Genomic DNA, 17146 nt, shown 5'->3' with positions numbered 1-17146 from the left:
CCGTTTTCGGCGCCGTTTGCACGGGTAATTCGGCCGAATTACCGGGTTACGGACGCACCGTCGCGGTAGGGGCTTTCAGGTGGCTTGCCAGACGTGGCATCATTTCCTGACCGGATGTCCGGTACTTCATTGGGTCGCCATGAAACAGCCCGCTTCTGAGGCGCATGCACAGAGCGCCCGTTGCCCGCGCTGCCGCAGCGTGTTCGACTGTGCAATGCACGGCCAGCCATTCGACTGCTGGTGCAAATCGATGCCGGCGCTGCCCGCCGAACGGCTGGATCCGGGCAGTCCGTGTCTGTGCCCGGAATGTCTCGCGGCCGATATCGCCCGCGTGCAGGCGGGCAGCGTTTAGGGTGGTGAAGGAGTCTGAGGGCCGGGTATTGCCGTGGACTGCCGCCGCGGGTTTATGGCCGCTCACCTCGCTGACGCTACTAGCGTGCCGAGGTTCCGCGCCACGTCCTCCAGCACCGGATCCCAGTCGCCGAATTGCTGTTGCCGGTATAGCGTAGCGGCGGGATACCACGGGTTATCGCTGCGTTCGAGCAGCCATGTCCAGTGCGGATTGACGTCGAGCAGCACCCACGTGCGCTGCCCGATTGCACCGCTCAGATGAGCGACCGACGTGCACACCGTAATCACCAGATCTAGCGCGCTGACGAAGGCCGCAGTGTCGTCAAAACTTTTCAGCTCGCCGGTGTAATCGGCCATTGGCATCCCCGCTGCTTGCGCGGCGGCCACATCTGCGCCAGCGCCATGCTGCAGCGAATAGAACGCGACGCCGTCGATGTCGGTAAAGGCCGACGCATAGCGCTGCCAACCCACTGCCCGGAACGGATTGCGCTGGTGATTAAGACTGCCGGTCCACGCCAGCCCGACCTTGAGCCGTTTTTCTCCAGCAAGCCGTTCGCGCCAGGTTGCGCTGGCGGCGGGATCCGCTTGCAGATACGGCACCGAGCGGGAAAGGATATCGCCGAGCGTGCCGAGCACGAGCGGCACGCTCATTAGCGGGATCTCATAGTCGAACGCGGGCAGCGTCTCGACGCCGCCACCCGCCGAGTAGCCGTCCGCGTGACTGCCAAGGCTGCGCACGAGCAACGCTCCCATCTGCGGGAACGAGTTCCAGACGACGCGGCCGCCTTGCGCATGGACGTGCGCCGCCAGCAGCGGGATGAACCGGCAGCACTGCAGCAGGTCGCCCATGCCCTGCTCGCCCCACACCAGCAGTGTCTTGCCGGCGAGCGGCTCGCCCTGCCACTGCGGCGCCGGCATCGCGGGGCGGTTGCCGTCGAGTTCCTTCGAACCTTGCCAGCGCGCTTCGTGAGCGGGCCAGCCCTGCGCGTAGTTGCCATGCACCAGGTGCAGCAAGGCGAGATTCGATCGCATCGCCGGGTCACCGGGCGCGAGTTCGCAGGCAGCTTGCGCGAAATGAACGGCGTCGTCCCAGCGTTGCGCTTCCTTGAGCGCCAGCGCATAGTTGTTCAGCGCCAATGGGCTATGCGGCGCCAGTTCGACCGCCCGAGCGCCGGCTTCCAGCGCGCGTGGCAGATTCATCGCAAAGCGGCTCGCCTGGGTGAGATTGATCCAGGCGTTGCTGTCGAGCGGGTCGGCTGCGACCGCACTTTCCAGTAACGTGACCTGTTCGGCCAGATCACCGCCGGTGAGCGCGAGTGCGCCAGCCAGATTCGTGCGCAGTTGCGGAAAGTCTGGCTCGAGCGTGAGTGCGTGGCGATACGGTACCAGCGCCTCGCTGTGTCGTTTGGCGAGCTGCAGCGCGTAGCCGAGGCGGAAGCTGGCCGCGGCGTCGTCGGGACGCAGTTGCGCAATACTGGCGGCGAACGCAATGGCGTCGTCGTGGCGGTTTTGTTCGAGCAGCGCGCCAGTGATGTTTGCAAGCGTGTCGTGTTCGACCGGCTGCAGAAGCGCGGCGGCCTCAAGCCAGATGGCCTGTGCTTCGGCCTCGCCGTTCTGCTGCGCCGCCGCGGCGCGTTGCAGAAAAGTCAGAAAGGCGACCCACGCAGGGTGGCCGGGGTCGGAAATCGTATGCGGCATAAGTCTGTCCAGGCGAGGGCGCGATTGCAGTCAAAACGGTCGATGGTACTGTCCGCGCTTAGCGTAGTGTGTCGGACAACTCCCAACAGGTAAACTGGCGTTATGCACCGTATAACCGTTACCGGCCGAGTCAACCTGGGACATCTGTTCTGGCTGCGCAGTCTTGCGATCATCGGCCAGCTTGTGACCATTGCTGTCGTGCAGATCTTTGTCGGCGTGCATCTGCCGCTGCCCGCCATGTTGCTCGTGATCAGCCTCGAAGTGGCCTTCAACGCGCTGACCTGGTGGCGGGTCTCGCGCCAGCGGCCCGAATCCAATCTCGAACTGTTCGGCCAGCTATGGGTCGACCTCGGTTCCTTGTCGGCTTTGCTGTTCCTCTCGGGCGGCACGACCAATCCGTTCGTCTCGCTTTACCTGCCCTCGCTCGCGATCGCGGCGGCGGTGCTGCCGTGGCATCTGATGCTGTGGCTCGCGGCGTTTGCGGTGGCTTGCTATGCCGTGCTCGGCTTCGATTCCGTGCCGCTGAATCTCGACAACCCAGCCAATCTGTTCGACTACTATCGCGCAGGCATGTGGGTGAACTTTACGGTGAGCGTGGGCCTGATTGCATGGTTCGTCGCACGCATGTCGCGCGCACTGCGGCAACGTGACGCAGCACTCGGCGACGCCCAGCAGCGACTCTTGCGGGACGAACGCGCGGTGGCCCTCGGAGTGCAGGCGGCGACCGTCGCGCATGAGATTGGCACACCGTTATCGACCATTGCGATGCTCTCCGAAGAACTGCGCGACGCAGCGCGTACCGACAAGGGTCTCGCCCCTTACACCGCGGATCTGGACTTGCTCGAGCAGCAGATGACGCTGTGTACGTCAGCGCTTGCACGGCTGCGCTCGCGCGCCTCAGCGCCCGCGAGCCGGCAGCCGGTTGGCGAGTGGCTCGAGTCGTTCGCGCAGCAGTGGCGTCTGCGTCATCCGCACGTCAAGTTCGAGCAACTTGGCACGCCGCCCGCCGAAATGAATCTTGACGATACGGTTGCGGTCAGCCAGATTCTCACGATTCTGCTGGACAATGCAGCGCGCGCGAGCCCCGATCATGTGACGCTGGCGGCGACGCTTTCGCTGCCGGGCGATCGCATCCAGTTTGAAGTTTGCGATGCAGGGCCCGGCATACCGGCATCGTTGCGCGGCTCGCTTGGCTCGATGCCAGTCGACAGCACCCAGGGTGGTCATGGCGTGGGGCTGTATCTGGCGTTTTCGGCAGCGGCGCGGCTCGGCGGATCGATCGAGCTGACCGATGCCCGCGAGACCAGGCCGCGCGGCACCCGCGCGGTGTTGCGCTTGCCGGTGGCGGGTCGACAATCATCCGGCGCGGGCCGCACAGGCACCGCGTCATCCAATACGGAGAAACAGGCATGAGCGACATGAATTTTCTGGTGATCGACGACGACGAAGTGTTCTCCGGCATCCTCGCGCGCGGTCTGACGCGGCGGGGCTACACGGTGGCCGAAGCGCACAACGCTGACGAGGCGATCAAGCTTGCGAACCAGCAGAAGTTCAGCCAGATCACGGTGGATTTGCACCTGGGCAACGATTCGGGCCTAACGTTGGTGGCGCCACTGCGTGAACTGCAACCGGACGCGCGGATGCTGGTGCTGACCGGTTACGCGAGCATTGCGACTGCGGTGCAGGCGGTGAAGGATGGCGCCGACAACTATCTGGCCAAGCCTGCCAACGTGGAGACGATTCTCTCGGCACTGCAAAGCGAAGCAAGCGCGCTGCAGGCGGACGCGGCAATTGAGCATCCCACGCCGCTTTCGGTGGCCCGGCTCGAATGGGAACATATCCAGCGCGTGCTGGCGGAGAACGGCGGCAATATTTCCGCGACGGCGCGGGCGCTGAACATGCACCGGCGGACGTTGCAGCGCAAGCTGGCGAAGCGGCCGGTGAAGCAGTGAGTGCGAGCGCGCGGGTGGACGCTGCGGCCACGGGCGATGCGTCGCCAGGAAGCCGTTGAGCATTAATAAAAAACGGGCGGTCTCGCAAGAGACCGCCCGTTTTTCCTGCTGCATGCGTCTTGTTTCAGCGGTTTCAGCAGCGGACTACGCCGCCGACGGCGAACCGCGTGCCGTTGTTAAAGCACATACCGCGACAGGTCTTCATCGTCAGCGACTTCGTTCAGCGCGCGGTCGACATACGCTGCATCGATCCTGACATCCGTGCCGGCATGGTTGCCGGCAGCAAACGACACCTCTTCCAACAGCTTTTCGATCACGGTGTAAAGCCGGCGCGCGCCGATATTCTCGGTCTTTTCATTCACCGAAAAGGCGATTTCAGCGAGGCGGCGAATGCCGTCGTCGGCGAAGTCGAGGCGTACGTCTTCGGTCGCGAGCAGTGCCTGGTATTGCTTCACGAGGCTCGCGTCCGTCGACACCAGAATCGATTCGAAGTCCTCGACCGACAGCGAATCCAGCTCGACGCGAATCGGAAAACGGCCTTGCAGTTCGGGGATCAGATCGCTCGGCTTCGCGAGGTGGAACGCGCCGCTCGCGATGAACAGGATGTGATCGGTCTTCACCATGCCATACTTGGTGTTGATCGTCGTGCCTTCGACGAGCGGCAGCAGATCGCGTTGCACACCCTGGCGCGACACTTCGGCCCCGCCTGCTTCGCTGCGCGAGGCGATCTTGTCGATCTCATCAAGGAAGACGATGCCGTTCTGCTCGACGTTCTGCACGGCCTTGGTTTTCACTTCCTCGTCGTTGAGCATCTTGGACGCTTCTTCATCCGTCAGCACCTTCAGCGCTTCCTTGACCTTCAGCTTGCGGCGCGTCTTCTTGCCGCCGCCGAGATTGGCGAACATCGAACGGATCTGCTCGGTCATGTCCTCCATGCCCGGAGGCCCCATGATGTCCATGCCCACCTGCGGCTGCTCGACATCGAGCTCGATTTCCTTGTCGTCGAGCAGGCCTTCGCGCAGGCGCTTTCGGAACGTCTGACGCGTCGTGCTACCTTCGTCTGCAGTGTCGCTGGCGCCGAAACCGACCGGCCGCGCGCTCGGCAGCAGGATGTCGAGAATGCGGTCCTCTGCCTGATCTTCAGCCTTGGTGCGCACCTTGCGCATTTCGGTTTCACGGGTCTGTTTGACCGAAATTTCGATCAGATCGCGCACGATGCTGTCCACGTCGCGGCCCACGTAACCCACTTCGGTGAACTTGGTGGCTTCGATCTTGATGAACGGGGCGTCGGCCAGCTTGGCCAGACGCCGGGCGATTTCCGTCTTGCCGACGCCTGTCGGCCCGATCATCAGAATATTCTTCGGCGTGATTTCCTGGCGCAGCGGGTCGTCCACCTGCTGGCGGCGCCAGCGGTTGCGCAGCGCCACCGCGACCGCTTTCTTCGCCCGGCCTTGGCCGATGATGTGCTTGTCGAGTTCCGAGACGATCTCGGCAGGGGTCATGGTGCTCATCGTGGGTCCTTACTCGATCGTCTCGATAACGCGGTTGTGATTCGTATAGATGCACATGTCGCCGGCAATCTGCAGGGACTTTTCGACGATCTCGCGCGGCGACATCTCGGTATTGTCGGTGAGTGCCTTGGCCGCCGCCTGCGCATAGGCGCCGCCGGAGCCGATCGCACAGATGCCGCCTTCCGGATCGAGAACGTCGCCGTTGCCGGTGATGACGAGGGTGGTGTGCGCGTCGGCCGCGATCAGCATGGCTTCGAGCCGGCGCAGCATGCGGTCGGTGCGCCAGTCTTTGGCGAGCTCGACGGCCGAGCGGGTCAGATTGCCCTGATGTTTTTCGAGTTTGGCTTCGAAGCGGTCGAGCAGTGAAAAAGCATCGGCCGTGCCGCCGGCGAAACCGACCAGCACCTGGCCGTTATAGATGCGCCGGACTTTTTTGGCACCGCCCTTCATGACGATATTGCCCAGCGTGACCTGGCCGTCGCCACCGAGGGCGACCTTGTCGCCGCGACGCACGGAGACGATCGTCGTGCCGTGAAATTGCTCCATATGCATTCCTTTTGCAAAACGGGTAGGGCGCGGAGGCGCTTGTGCGCCATCGTGCCGATGCGTTGGGCGGCGGACCACCGCGTATAGCCGATAGAAAGCGGCCCGCGCGGCGTGCTCATGCAACGCATGTCCGGTTTATTTTAGGGCTTGCGCCGTCATATCAAGAGCTAGCCGGGCGGCATAGGGCGGAAATACGCCGGAAAAAAGCGGCTGAGAAGGGGTACGTCGCGGAGATCAGAAGGGCGGACAGAGAAATGACCGGCTCTACAGCGAAGCCGGATACAGGGCGGTAAAAGATTCCGGCAGCCGGATGGCAGCCGGATCAAGGCATGGCGCGCTGGTTCGAGACCCAACCCGCGCAAAGAAAAAGGCGCACAGTTCACCGTGCGCCTCTCAACGAAGCAGCGTATCAGGGCGCGCGGTAGCCGCGCCGCAGACGTTCAGTCGCCGAACAGCTTCTGGCGCAATTCGCGGCGTTCCTGCGCTTCGAGCGACAGGGTTGCCGTGGGCCGGGCCAGCATACGCGGAATGCCAATCGGCTCGCCGGTTTCTTCGCACCAGCCGTATTCGCCCGATTCGATGCGCGCAATCGATTGCTGCACCTTCTTCAGCAGCTTGCGTTCGCGGTCGCGCGTGCGCAGTTCCAGCGCATGCTCTTCCTCGATCGTCGCGCGATCGGCCGGGTCCGGCACGATCACGGTTTCGCGCAGGTTTTCGGTCGTCTGGCCGGCATTGCGGAGAATGTCCGCCTGCAGCTGTTCGAGCTTGTTCTTGAAGAAAGCGAGCTGATCCTCATTCATGTAATCCTTGTCGCTCATCTTCAGGATTTCGGCTTCGGTCAAGAGTCGTTTCGTCGTCATCTGGCTTGCTTCTTCAATGTGAGGCAAAACTCGTACATGTTGCCCGCACTCTCGTGTTGCCCGCAAAGGCGCGTACAAACGCTCAATGAGCGCCGGCGAACACGGACGGTGGGCTGTCGTGACGCCGAAGCGCGGGGCGTCCTAAACGCCGGACGCCAAAGCGCCAGGCGCCCAGGCGTCGATGCGGGGCCGAACTCCTCTGGAAACGATCTTCAAATGCTCCTGAGGCATTACTTACCGGCGGCGCGCCTTTCGAGGCGGTGGGCCAGCCAGCTTGTCGGCGTGCTGCTCCCGGACTAGATTTTCCGGCGCCGCGTCAGGCCCGGCGCGGGATACGCGCTGGCCGGGCAATCGTTCTCATTCTCCAGTGGGCACGTATTGTAACTGAATCACAATCCGCCGCCGCAACCGGGATTATTCCGAGGGGCGGCACGCCAATATCCCGAAAATATAACGCGCGAACGGCTAAAAAGCGATGGGCGTGCACGATTCCTGCAACAGGGGTTTTCACGCGTTTTTCACACGTGTCGTGCTCTCGGGTCGGCTTCAGCCGGATTCGGGACTTGTCGAGCCCGCAGCATTTCGCGTTCCCGGCTCGTTTTGGCTCTTTTTCGGGCGCTATTCTGCCGCTCGCCGCTCGCCGCTCGCCGCTCGCCGAACGCCGAACGCCGAACGCCGAACGCCGCGGGCGTACGCCACCGCAAACCCGCGAGCCGCAGCTCGGGCCAATCCGCCCCTCAGGCAAGGCAGGCACTCACGCCAGGCAAGCGCTCAGGCCGTCCTCGATCAGGTCTTGCGGCAGTTCGATGCCGATGAACACCATCTTGCTGTTCTTTTTTTCGACCGGTTGCCATTTGGCGGCCAGATCGCTGCCCATCATCTGATGGACGCCCTGGAACACCACTTTGCGGTCGACACCTTTCATATACAGCACGCCCTTATAGCGCAGCAGGCGCTCGCCGTAGATCTGCAGGATGCCGCCGAGGAAGTCTTCGAGCTTGTTCGGATCGAACGGCCGGTCGCTGCGGAACACGAAGGATTTGATCTTGTCGTCGTGATGCGCATGGTGGTGGTGCGCGTGGCCGTGGTCGTGGCCTTCGTGATCGCACTGGCCATGATCGTGGTCGCAATTCGCATGATCGTGATCGTGCCCATGGTCGTGATCATGGGCGTGGTCATGCGCGTGCTCGTCTTCGGCGAGGAAGTCCGGGTCGATTTCGAGCTTGGAGTTCAGGTTAAAGCCGCGTAGATCGAAGATTTCCTTGATGTCGGCTTCACCGAAATTCACCACCTTGATCGCCGCGCGCGGATTCATGTGCAGCAGGCGATGGCGCAGGTCGTCGAGGGTAGCCTCATCCACAAGGTCCGACTTGGTGACGAACAGGCGGTCCGCAAAGCCGACCTGGCGCTGCACTACCTCATGCTCATCCAACTGATGATTCGCGTGCTTCGCGTCCACCAGCGTGATGATCGCGTCGAGCAGGAATTCGTCTGCGATCTCGTTGTCCATGAAGAACGTCTGCGCGACCGGGCCCGGGTTCGCGAGACCCGTGGTTTCGATCACGACGCGCTCGAAATCCAGCTCGCCGGCGGTCTTTTTCGCGGCCAGATCGCTGAGCACGCGCGCCAGGTCGCCGCGGATCGTGCAGCAGATGCAGCCGTTGCTCATCTGGATGATCTGCTCGTTGCTGTCCTGCACGAGAATCTCGTTGTCGATGTTCTCTTCGCCGAACTCGTTCTCGATCACGGCGATCTTCATGCCGTGCTTTTCGTTCAGGATGCGCTTGAGCAGTGTGGTTTTACCGCTGCCGAGGAAGCCGGTCAGGATAGTGACGGGAATCATGGTGGTCGCCTGTTTTGTGCGTGAATCGGAATGCTTGTGTCGAACGCCGCGGACGTAGGCCGCGCCGTTCGAGCCGATCGGTTATTGAAACATATCTGTCAAGCCGCTGCAGGCCGGGTTCCGGACGCGCCGTAAATCCCGCTGCCAGCAAGGGAAATATCCCCAAACTATGGGCGATCAGGCGATTTGCAACAATAGGCCTTTCAGATACTCGCCTTCCGGGAATGCGGTGAGCAGCGGATGATCGACGCCGGCGCCGAGACGCTTCAGGATGCGGGCGTCGACGCGGGCATCGGCCGCCGCGCTGGCGACGATCTTCTGGAACAGCTCGGCGTCGATGGCGCCCGAGCACGAATAGGTAAAGAGCAGCCCGCCCGGGCGCAGCAGCTTGAGGCCCGTCAGGTTAATGTCCTTGTAGGCGCGCGCGGCGCGGTCCACGTGTTCGCGTGACGGCGCGAATTTAGGCGGATCCAGCACGATCAGATCGAAGCGCTCACCTTCCTCGTGCAGGTGGCGCAGCGTCTTGAAGGCGTCGGCGTCGAGCCAGGTGGCGCGCCCGGCGTCAAAACCGTTGGCCACGACGTTTTGTTGCGCCAACGCCAGCGCCTCGCCGGACGAGTCGATCGAAACCACCCGTTTCGCCCCGCCCTTGAGCGCGGCCAGCGAGAAGCCGCCGGTGTAGCAGAAGCAGTTCAGCACTTCGCGATCCTGCGCGAGCTGCTGTACCAGCGCCCGGTTGTCGCGCTGATCGACGTAGAAACCGGTCTTGTGGCCGTTGCGCACATCCACGTGGTAGCGCACGCCGTTTTCGCTGGCAATCAGCGGGTCGGACGGCGGCTCGCCCGCCAGCACGCCGGTGATCTGCTCCAGACCTTCCTTTTCGCGGATCGACACGTCCGAGCGCTCGTAGACGTTCGGACAGCCGGTTGCCACGCTCAACGCCGCGACGATCGCCTCTTTCCACGCCTCGACACCCGCGGCCATGAACTGGCAGACGAGCTGACTGCGCTGGCCGGCGTCGTCGGCGATGTAGTGGTCGACGATCAGGCCCGGCAGGCCGTCGGCCTCACCGAAGATGAGGCGCACGGCACCGGTGTTGTGGACCATCGCACGACGGTGCTCGATGGCGCGCTGCACGCGGCGCTTGAAGAACGCGTGGTCGATCGGCTCGGCTTCGTCGAAACTCCACACCCGCGCGCGGATTTGGGAGTGCGGGCTGTAGGCGGCACGCGCCAGAAAGCGGCCGTCGTGCGAGCGCACCAGCACGGTGGTGCCGGCTGCCGGATTGCCGTCGACGCGGTCGATAGCGGTCGCGTAGACCCACGGATGGCGGCGCAGCAGCGACTTTTCTTTCGACGGTTTCAGCGTGACGATATTCATGACTTCGAGAGGTGTTGAGCAGAACAAGGTGCCGCGTAAAGCGGCGAAACAGGAGACTCTGGGCATCTAAGGCCCAGGAAAACCGTCTCAGTCGCGTTTTTTGGCGCGCGGATGCGCCTGATCGTAGATGTGCGCCAGATGCTGGAAATCGAGCGCGGTGTACACCTGGGTCGCCGTGATGCTGGCGTGCCCGAGCAGTTCCTGGACAGCGCGCAGGTCGCCGCTCGATTGCAGCACGTGGGTCGCGAACGAATGGCGCAGCACGTGCGGATGCACGTTGGCAGGAATGCCGGCGACCAGCGCCAGGCGTTTGACGCGGTCGCGCACGACGTTCGGCGACATCCGCTTGCCGCGCGCCGACAGAAACAGCGGATGCGGATCCTGCCTGACGAACTCGCCGCGCACCGCGATCCAGGCGTTGAGTGCGTCGATGGCCTTGCTGCCGACCGGCACGATGCGGCGCCGGTTGCCCTTGCCGAGCACCTCGACTTCCGTCGATTCGAGCTTGAGCCAGCCAGCGGAACGATAGCCGTCGGCGTCGGCAAAGCGCACGTCCAGCCCGACCAGTTCGGCGAGGCGCAAGCCAGACGAATAGAACAGTTCGAGAATCGCGTGATCGCGCAGCCCTTCGGCGGTGCCGGCGCTGGGCGCTTCCATCAGCCGGTTGGCGTCGTCGACCGAGAGCGCCTTGGGCAGCGTTTTCGCCTGCTTCGGCGCCCGCACGGTGGCGACCGGGTTGGCCGGCAGGTCGACGCGGCCTGCGAGCCAGCGGTAAAACGCCCGCCATGCCGACAGCCGATGGCTGATCGAGCGCGCCGTCATGCCTGCCGCGTGTGCTCTGGAGACGGCGCCGCGGATGTCGATAGCGGTGAGGCTTTCGAGCGGCCGACCCTTGGCCAGCAGCTTCAGTTCGTCGAGCTCGTGGGTGTAGCCACGCAGCGTATGCGCCGATAGCCGCCGCTCATGCTCGAGGTTCGACAGGTAGTCGACGATCGGGTTGGCGGTGGTCACGGTAGCGGGCGCGGGCTGTGCGAGCGGTGTCGGGGTGGCGAAGTCGCGTGCTGCCGGACGCGTCAGCGCGGCAGCAGACGGCTCAACGCCGCGCTGGCGAGGCTACCGATCTGCGTCAGGAAGTCGGTGGCCATGCCTTCGTGAAAGCGGCGCGGGTCGGGTGAGCCCATCACCAGCAAGCCGAAAGTCGGCGCGTCTTCCTGGCCCTCGGGTTCGCGCAAAGCCAGCAGCGCGATCGATTCCGTTGCGTGGGCACCTTCCTGTGCCGCGGCTCCTTCCGCGGGTACGGAGGTCACTGCCGGCACGAGCCATTGGGCCGCTTCGAAGCCGGTATTCGCCCCGCAGTACGGGCTAGTGAGGCTATTCGCGAAGATGCGGACTTCCTCGCCAACCTGGCGCGCGAAGTCCGCCTGGTTGTACGGGTCGGCCACGTCCCACACGCGCAGCGCTGCTTGCGGCACGTCGAACACCTCGCGCAGACCGTTGGCGATGGTACGCGGCAGCGCGTACGGATCGCGCTCAGCCATCACACGGGTGGTCCAGCGGTTGAATTTCGAGGCAATGCTGTCGTTCTCGTGCCCGTAGCGCAGCAGTTCGGCAAGACGCCGTTCGAGAAGCTTGTTCTTGTCGCGCAGCATTTCCATCTGCCGTTCCTGCAGCGAGACCGCGGATTTGCCGTGCGGATTCGCGAGCTTGATGGTCGCGAGCATTTCCGCGTGTTCCGCGAAAAAATCGGGGTTGGCGAGCAGGTATTCGGCGACTTCGCGATCGTTCATGGTTTCGGCTAAAGGACTACGCCCTTACGTGGGCGCGTCGGTCATTGGGGGCAACTGGCCACTGGTCGGGTCAGGCGCGGGCTGTGCATCCGGCCGCGCGTTCGTTCGCTCAGTCGGCCAGTTCGATCTCACCTTCGAAGACGGTCGCAGCGGGACCGGCCATCAGGAGCGGTGTGTTTTCGTGCTCACCGTTCCAGGAAATGGTCAGCGCGCCGCCATGGGTATGTACCTTCACCGGCGTGTCGAGCAACCCGCGGCGAATGCCGGCGGCGACTGCCGCGCAGGCGCCCGTGCCGCACGCCAGCGTTTCGCCGGCACCGCGCTCGTAGACACGCAGCCTGATCTCGTTGCGAGCGACGATCTGCATGAAGCCGGCATTCACGCGTTGCGGGAAGCGCGGATGATGTTCGATGAGCGGGCCGTCGACGAGGACGGCAAACGCCTCGACATCGTCGACCACCTGCACCGCATGCGGATTGCCCATCGAAACGACTGAGATCCAGCGTGTGGCGCCATTCACCTCGAGCGGCCAGAGCGTGTCGTCGCCTTCACGGCGGCCTTCGAGGCTGCCTGCATCGAACGGCACGCGGGCCGGTTCGAACACCGGCACACCCATGTCCACGGTGACTTCGCCGTTGTCCTGTATGGTCAGCGTAAGGACGCCATTTTGCACCTGGACGCGCACGCTGCGCTTGTCGGTCAGATGGGTGTCGCGCACGAATTTGACGAAGCAGCGTGCGCCGTTGCCGCAATGCTCTACCTCGCCGCCGTCGCAATTGAAAATGCGGTACCGGAAATCCACGCCTTCGACGGTGGGCTTTTCGACCAGCAGCAGCTGATCGGCGCCGACGCCGAAGTGCCGGTCCGCGAGCGCGCGCACCTGCTCCGCGCTCAGCTTGAGCGGCTGCGTAAAGCCGTCGAGCACGACAAAGTCGTTGCCCGCGCCTTGCATCTTGGTGAATTTCAATCTCATGGCGCTATTGTAAGTGACGCGCGCAGACGTGCGTCGAACGACGTTTCAATACACGTTAGGCTCGCCCGGCGGCCGCGTCTTGAAGCGTTTGTGCACCCAATAATACTGTTCCGGCACCTTGGGAATCTGCTCTTCCAGGAAGGCGTTCATGCGGCGCGCGTCGGCCTCGTCATCACCGGTCGGGTAGTTTTCCCACGGCTTGAACACCTTGAGACGGTACCCCTTGTACTTCGGCAGCACCTCGCCGATAAACGGCACCACCTGTGCATGGCCGACCTTCGCAAGCCGCCCGACGGCCGTCAGCGTGCAGGCCGGCACCCCGAAAAAGGGCACGAAGGCTGAATTGCGCATGCCGTAATCCATGTCGGCGCCCAGCATGACCGGCTTTTTGTCGCGCAGCCAGCGCAGCACCATGCGCGCGCTGTCGGCGCGGCTCGCCATGTCCGCACCGAAGCGCGCCCGTGCCGCCTTGGCGACTTTCTCGAGTTCCGGGTTCGACATTGGCTGATAAAGCGAACCGCACTGGCGCTGTAGCGAGTAGTTGAGGAAGATCGAACCTGCCTCGATGCCGACAAAGTGAAAACCGAGGAACAGCGTGGGCGGCAGGTTGGGATCGGTGAGGTCGATCGCGCTGTCGAGCTGGATCAGTTTCTCGAGCCGCCTGGCCGAGCCGAACCACTGCACGCTGCGCTCCACATAGCTGCGGATCGCGTGGCGGAAGTGCTTCTGCGCGACGTCCTCACGGCGTTCGTCGCTCCACTCGGGGAAGCACAGTTTCAGGTTGATATGGACGATGCGCTTGCGGCTGCTGGGGACCTGATAGAGAAGCCAGCCGAGGCCGTCGCCGAGGCGGGCGATCAGGCCGTATGGCAACAGCGCAAACAGTTTCAGTAGTCCGATGGCGAGTTTGGATCCGAAGCGGCTCAGCATGCTGACGCTCCGCGGCGCACACTCGGGGACGCTACGTTCGAGAAAACCGAAAACGAGTCGAAATACAACACGCGTGGGTACTCTGTGACAATTGTAGGAAGTCGCTATAATAAGGGCTTCGCCGAGTTAATAGACAACTTGCGGGGCGAAGCTGCCAGGCGCGATCCACGTGATACGCACCCGGCGGTCAGGAAATCCGCTAAAGCGTCGCCGCTTCAGGCTCCCGGAGCTGGCTACGTGAAACTCAACCGTAACCACATAACAGGAGTCTGCAACGTGGCAAACGACTATCTCTTCACCTCAGAATCGGTTTCCGAAGGCCATCCGGACAAGGTGGCGGACCAGATCTCGGACGCGATTCTCGACGCGATCCTGGCTCAGGACAAATACTCACGTGTTGCCGCGGAAACGCTGTGCAACACCGGTCTCGTCGTGCTTGCCGGTGAAATCACCACTAATGCAAACGTCGACTACATCAAGGTCGCGCGCAATACGATCAAGCGCATCGGCTACGACAACACCGACTACGGTATCGACTACCGCGGTTGCGCGGTGCTCGTCGCGTACGACAAGCAGTCGCCGGACATCGCCCAGGGCGTCGACCGTGCACATGACAACAACCTCGATCAGGGCGCCGGCGACCAGGGCCTGATGTTCGGCTTTGCGTGTGAAGAAACGCCGGAACTGATGCCGTTGCCGATCCACTTGTCGCACCGTCTGGTCGAGCGCCAGGCCAACCTGCGCCGCGACGGCCGTCTGCCCTGGCTGCGTCCGGATGCGAAGTCGCAGGTCACCGTGCGCTATGTCGACGGCAAGCCGCATGCAATCGACACGGTCGTGCTGTCCACGCAGCATTCGCCGGATATCGAACTGTCCACGCTGCGTGAAGCCGTGATCGAAGAAATCATCAAGCCGACGCTACCGGCCGATCTGATCAAGGGCGACATCAAGTTCCTGGTCAACCCGACCGGACGCTTCGTGATTGGCGGCCCGCAAGGCGATTGCGGCCTGACGGGCCGCAAGATCATCGTCGACACGTACGGCGGCGCAGCACCGCACGGCGGCGGCGCGTTCTCCGGCAAGGACCCGTCGAAGGTCGACCGTTCGGCTGCTTATGCTGGCCGTTACGTCGCGAAGAACATCGTGGCTGCCGGTCTGGCGTCGCGTTGCCTGATTCAGGTGTCGTATGCGATTGGCGTGGCGGAGCCGACGTCGGTGATGGTCAACACGTTCGGCACGGGCCGCGTGTCGGATGCGACGATCACGCGTCTCGTGCAGGAACACTTCGATCTGCGTCCGAAGGGCATCATCCAGATGCTGGATCTGTTGCGTCCGATCTACGAGAAGAGCGCGGCTTATGGCCACTTCGGCCGCGAAGAGCCGGAATTTACGTGGGAAGCGACAGACAAGGCGCTGATCCTCGCCGAGGCTGCTGGTACGGAGCCGGTTGCCGCGGTCGTTTAAGCGCGGTTGACTGCTGCAAGCAAAGACCCCCGCTCGGTTTAACGCCGGCGGGGGTTTTTTACGACTCAAGCTCGAAATCGATCGTTGGCTTCGGGGGAGAGCAATCCTCACGTTGCGCGGGAACCATCCGCGTTGAGCAGACGAAACTCCGCGGGTGATTCTTCGAAGGCGTTTGTGGCTTTTATCAGAGGGATCAACTTCACGAGGTCCGAATAGTCGAACTGGGCGCACCACACCGCCATCCGGGAAATAGCCTTGATCAGCGGCTCCGTTTGCTGCCCCTGTGTGAGCACTCGAAGACAATCGACGAACTGGGGATGGAAGAGCGTCGGGATGATTACGCGGCAGCGCTCCACTCTGGATAACTCGGCGTTCATGACCAATCTCGACAAACGTCCGTTACCGTCCTCGAACGGATGAACCTCCGCGATCAGGAACAGATAGTAGACGGCCCGAGCAAGCCCCTCGGGAACGGTCAACGCCAGACGCGACCCTTCTGCGAGCGTCCCGCGAACGTGAGAAGGTTGGACGAATTGGGTGGTGCCGGCATAGTTCGTTTCAAGTTTCAGTTGGCCGGGACTCGCTTCGGGACGTCGTCCCAGCATTGCCAGGTGCCGGTGCTGTAGAACATCGACGAAGTCCTCACCGACCGGTGGAACAGCGGCCCGGGTGTCAGTCTTGTTGGCAAGATCGAACACGCCGAGAACGTCATGGGAATCCTTGGGGCGTTGTTGAACAATCTTGTTGCGTAGAACGATGCCTTCGGCTTCTTCTACGGAGAATTTTGTCCCTTCCACATAGTTGGAAAAGTAGGACTCGAAGAATGCGAAATTGATTCGACTGCTGCCTTGCGCGGCGATCTCCGCAATATCTGGCAGCACCGCAAGCCGCAGAGCGGTTGCAAGCGAGTTGAAGAGACTAATACGGTTTGCATCGATGGGGGCGCCGCGGGCGATCGCTAACCCAGCTTTTGTTTTTAGGGCGCCTTTCGAGTGAGTGCTTAGGAGCGCCCCGACAATACCATTGAGGACTTCAAAGCTGGCCTCTGCGGCCAGTGGCCCAGACAATTCCCTGGCGCGGTCCCGAATCCGGTTCAGTCCGGACTCCTTGTTTGCGTTCAGACAGGTGATAAGCCGCTCTTCTACTTCTTCGCGTGGCGCGCGGGTGCTCCCGGAGCCGCGACTTAGATTTTCGAGTAGGGCGCGTTCGAACGATGACCAGTACAGATCAAATGACCCGAGGGGGAAATCGCCGGGTTGGCGGCCCGGCCCCTTAAGCAAGACGAACGTGAGGCCACGATACCGAATACGCCGGTTGAAGCGTGTGGGATGAGATATCACGACTTCATTGGCAGCCGTGATACCTCGCGTGAACGCGCTGAGATGCGAAACGACTCCGCCAGGAACAGCATGAGCTGCAAGCTTTTGCCAGTTTCGTTGAACCCGGCCTGCGATTTCTTCGTCAGTGCCCGCCTCGACATAGACGCCAGCAGCGATTCGAGTCAGTTGACCGCTCTTCGCGCGCCGTTGCAGGTCGCGGTCGAGTGCAGGGTTGCCGGTTGCAAACAGAAGTTCTTCGGATTGTCGTTTTTCCGCTTTGAGTCCGCTCATCTCGCGCTGTCCCTGTCGCAATTGAGCTTTTATTTTAATCTAGTTGTCGTTTTTTGGCTAATCCTCGGCCACTCTACGTGCGCCTCGGATGTCGTTTTTCCGCTAATGAATCCGCTTTCTTGACGAAAACTGTCGCCAACCAGCTAACGAGCGGGTGATTTTGTCGTAAACGAGTTGGTGTCGAACAGCCCGGCGCGACGTTTACGAATCGCCAGTCCTCAAGGACTAGCGAAGCCGAACC

The 17146-nt window shown here is 62.6% G+C and carries 15 protein-coding genes; 4 read left to right on the top strand and 11 right to left on the bottom strand.

Going from position 1 to position 17146, the window contains the following annotated elements:
- Positions 1–139: 139 nt before the first annotated feature.
- Positions 140–352: a cysteine-rich CWC family protein gene (locus tag M0954_RS13415; RefSeq protein WP_297353698.1), complete on the top strand. Its 213-nt coding sequence runs from the start codon at positions 140–142 to the stop codon at positions 350–352.
- Positions 353–414: 62 nt separating this feature from the next.
- Here M0954_RS13415 and M0954_RS13410 read toward each other — a convergent pair whose 3' ends face one another.
- On the bottom strand, positions 415–2049 hold the full coding sequence (locus M0954_RS13410; RefSeq protein ID WP_297353696.1) for a hypothetical protein: 1635 nt from the start codon (positions 2047–2049) through the stop codon (positions 415–417).
- A gap of 102 nt (positions 2050–2151) precedes the next feature.
- Between M0954_RS13410 and M0954_RS13405 the strand changes: the two genes are divergently transcribed.
- Both M0954_RS13405 and M0954_RS13400 read left to right on the top strand, forming a co-directional pair.
- Positions 2152–3462, top strand: a complete 1311-nt coding sequence (locus tag M0954_RS13405) for an ATP-binding protein (protein WP_297353694.1) — start codon at positions 2152–2154, stop codon at positions 3460–3462.
- Positions 3459–4001, top strand: a complete 543-nt coding sequence (locus tag M0954_RS13400; protein ID WP_122153095.1) for a response regulator transcription factor — start codon at positions 3459–3461, stop codon at positions 3999–4001. Before M0954_RS13405 ends, M0954_RS13400 begins: the two co-directional genes overlap by 4 nt.
- 176 nt (positions 4002–4177) lie before the next feature.
- Here M0954_RS13400 and hslU read toward each other — a convergent pair whose 3' ends face one another.
- From hslU to M0954_RS13355, 9 genes are all read right to left on the bottom strand, one after another.
- Positions 4178–5512, bottom strand: coding sequence for an ATP-dependent protease ATPase subunit HslU (gene hslU / locus M0954_RS13395; protein WP_122153096.1), 1335 nt, complete (start codon positions 5510–5512; stop codon positions 4178–4180).
- Positions 5513–5521: 9 nt separating this feature from the next.
- Positions 5522–6058 carry an ATP-dependent protease subunit HslV gene (gene hslV / locus M0954_RS13390; RefSeq protein ID WP_122153097.1) on the bottom strand — a complete coding sequence of 179 codons (537 nt, stop codon included), beginning with the start codon at positions 6056–6058 and terminating at the stop codon, positions 5522–5524.
- Between the two features lie 440 nt (positions 6059–6498).
- Entirely contained in the window at positions 6499–6918 is a 420-nt protein-coding gene (gene dksA, locus M0954_RS13385) for an RNA polymerase-binding protein DksA (protein WP_074263073.1), read from the bottom strand.
- A 754-nt stretch (positions 6919–7672) separates the two neighbouring features.
- Positions 7673–8761, bottom strand: coding sequence for a GTP-binding protein (locus M0954_RS13380; RefSeq protein ID WP_297353692.1), 1089 nt, complete (start codon positions 8759–8761; stop codon positions 7673–7675).
- Between the two features lie 177 nt (positions 8762–8938).
- Positions 8939–10141 (bottom strand): class I SAM-dependent rRNA methyltransferase, encoded by a 1203-nt coding sequence (locus M0954_RS13375; protein ID WP_297353690.1) that lies wholly within the window; start codon positions 10139–10141, stop codon positions 8939–8941.
- 87 nt (positions 10142–10228) lie between these two features.
- Entirely contained in the window at positions 10229–11152 is a 924-nt protein-coding gene (gene xerC, locus M0954_RS13370) for a tyrosine recombinase XerC (RefSeq protein WP_297353689.1), read from the bottom strand.
- Between the two features lie 62 nt (positions 11153–11214).
- A complete protein-coding gene (locus M0954_RS13365; RefSeq protein ID WP_122153101.1) occupies positions 11215–11928 on the bottom strand; it encodes a DUF484 family protein in 714 nt (237 codons plus the stop codon).
- A gap of 109 nt (positions 11929–12037) precedes the next feature.
- A complete protein-coding gene (gene dapF, locus M0954_RS13360) occupies positions 12038–12901 on the bottom strand; it encodes a diaminopimelate epimerase (RefSeq protein WP_122153102.1) in 864 nt (287 codons plus the stop codon).
- A gap of 45 nt (positions 12902–12946) precedes the next feature.
- Positions 12947–13831: a lipid A biosynthesis lauroyl acyltransferase gene (locus M0954_RS13355; protein WP_123385185.1), complete on the bottom strand. Its 885-nt coding sequence runs from the start codon at positions 13829–13831 to the stop codon at positions 12947–12949.
- A gap of 276 nt (positions 13832–14107) precedes the next feature.
- Here M0954_RS13355 and metK point away from each other — a divergent pair, with 276 nt between their 5' ends.
- Positions 14108–15295 (top strand): methionine adenosyltransferase, encoded by a 1188-nt coding sequence (metK, locus tag M0954_RS13350; protein WP_297353687.1) that lies wholly within the window; start codon positions 14108–14110, stop codon positions 15293–15295.
- A gap of 107 nt (positions 15296–15402) precedes the next feature.
- On the opposite strand, the gene M0954_RS13345 is transcribed toward metK, so the two are convergent.
- Entirely contained in the window at positions 15403–16905 is a 1503-nt protein-coding gene (locus M0954_RS13345; protein ID WP_297353685.1) for a Fic family protein, read from the bottom strand.
- Positions 16906–17146 lie beyond the last annotated feature (241 nt).

Source organism: Paraburkholderia sp., assembly GCF_026225065.1.
Lineage (GTDB): Bacteria > Pseudomonadota > Gammaproteobacteria > Burkholderiales > Burkholderiaceae > Paraburkholderia.
This window is presented reverse-complemented; position numbering and strand designations above follow the sequence as displayed.

Bases quoted from the DNA above. Each gene is read 5' to 3' on its own strand.
- M0954_RS13415 (WP_297353698.1), top strand. From the start codon at position 140: ATGAAACAGCCCGCTTCTGAGGCGCATGCACAGAGCGCCCGTTGCCCG.
- M0954_RS13410 (WP_297353696.1), bottom strand. From the start codon at position 2,049: ATGCCGCATACGATTTCCGACCCCGGCCACCCTGCGTGGGTCGCCTTT.
- M0954_RS13405 (WP_297353694.1), top strand. From the start codon at position 2,152: ATGCACCGTATAACCGTTACCGGCCGAGTCAACCTGGGACATCTGTTC.
- M0954_RS13400 (WP_122153095.1), top strand. From the start codon at position 3,459: ATGAGCGACATGAATTTTCTGGTGATCGACGACGACGAAGTGTTCTCC.
- hslU (WP_122153096.1), bottom strand. From the start codon at position 5,512: ATGAGCACCATGACCCCTGCCGAGATCGTCTCGGAACTCGACAAGCAC.
- hslV (WP_122153097.1), bottom strand. From the start codon at position 6,058: ATGGAGCAATTTCACGGCACGACGATCGTCTCCGTGCGTCGCGGCGAC.
- dksA (WP_074263073.1), bottom strand. From the start codon at position 6,918: ATGACGACGAAACGACTCTTGACCGAAGCCGAAATCCTGAAGATGAGC.
- M0954_RS13380 (WP_297353692.1), bottom strand. From the start codon at position 8,761: ATGATTCCCGTCACTATCCTGACCGGCTTCCTCGGCAGCGGTAAAACC.
- M0954_RS13375 (WP_297353690.1), bottom strand. From the start codon at position 10,141: ATGAATATCGTCACGCTGAAACCGTCGAAAGAAAAGTCGCTGCTGCGC.
- M0954_RS13365 (WP_122153101.1), bottom strand. From the start codon at position 11,928: ATGAACGATCGCGAAGTCGCCGAATACCTGCTCGCCAACCCCGATTTT.
- dapF (WP_122153102.1), bottom strand. From the start codon at position 12,901: ATGAGATTGAAATTCACCAAGATGCAAGGCGCGGGCAACGACTTTGTC.
- M0954_RS13355 (WP_123385185.1), bottom strand. From the start codon at position 13,831: ATGCTGAGCCGCTTCGGATCCAAACTCGCCATCGGACTACTGAAACTG.
- M0954_RS13345 (WP_297353685.1), bottom strand. From the start codon at position 16,905: ATGAGCGGACTCAAAGCGGAAAAACGACAATCCGAAGAACTTCTGTTT.